This is a genomic window from Paraburkholderia sp. JHI869 (genome assembly GCF_038900775.1).
Lineage (GTDB): Bacteria > Pseudomonadota > Gammaproteobacteria > Burkholderiales > Burkholderiaceae > Paraburkholderia.
Map to the genome: position 1 here is coordinate 1 of NZ_JAYMSC010000091.1, position 915 is coordinate 915.

The 915-nt window shown below is 60.2% G+C and carries 1 protein-coding gene; it reads right to left on the minus strand.

Translation table 11 applies throughout. From position 1 onward, the window contains the following. Nucleotides 1-79: 79 nt before the first annotated feature. The coding region (locus VSR72_RS43980; RefSeq protein ID WP_342958416.1) for an IS3 family transposase at nucleotides 80-915 on the minus strand (836 nt) is incomplete at its 5' end.

Here is a 915-nt window from a genome sequence, read left to right on the forward strand (position 1 = left end):
TGCGTATATCCGTTGTAGTGGGCGCATCGCCAACCCCACTCGCAGGACAGGACACTCACGGTGCAGTACAAAGCTCCTATCAGGTCACAGACGGTGAGCCCGGCAACGCTCGGGGAACGCCGGAACCCGATCGACAGGTCAACTCAAAGGCAGCTTGGCCAGTCCCAGCACGAGTCAGATCGGGCCGACGTTCGAAAGGGATATTAGACTGAGTGTCCCAACAATTTCCCTTGCGACTCATGCTGCAAACCACGTGATGCTGCTTCAGCAAGGCCTGGTACTCATCGCTTGCATATTGGCTGCCCCTGTCCGAATGCAGAACCAGCCCCGGCGCTGGCCGACGCTGCTGCAGCGCCATCGTCAATGCCGACATGACCAGTCCAGCCGGCATGGTGGGTGCCATTGACCAGCCAACCACCCTGCGCGAGTGCAGGTCCAGCACGACTGCCAGATAGAGCCAGCCCTGCGCCGTGCGGATATATGTGATGTCCGAAACCCATGCACGATTGGGCTCGGCCACGTCAAACTGTCTGCCGAGCACGTTCTCTGCCACAGGTAGCGTATGTCTGCTGTCGGTCGTCGAGACGAACTTGCGCTTCCAGCTCGTGCGCAGGTCCGCTTCACGCATCAGCATACGCACCCGGTAACGACCGATTCGTAGCCCTTGCTCCCGCAGCGCATGCATCACGCGGCGACTACCATAGCTCGCGCCGCTCGCGGCGAATGCTGCCTTGACGTGCGTCTTTTCCTGCAACCTCTTCGCGCTCGGCGTCGCGCTCCGGTGCGCATAGTAGCCAGAGCGGCTCACCTGCAAAAGCCGGCAGGCGTGACTGACCGATACGGCCTCCTGTTGCAAATGAGTTACCACACGGTAAGTCACTTCAGTTCCCGGGCAAAGAAGGCCGATGCTTTTTT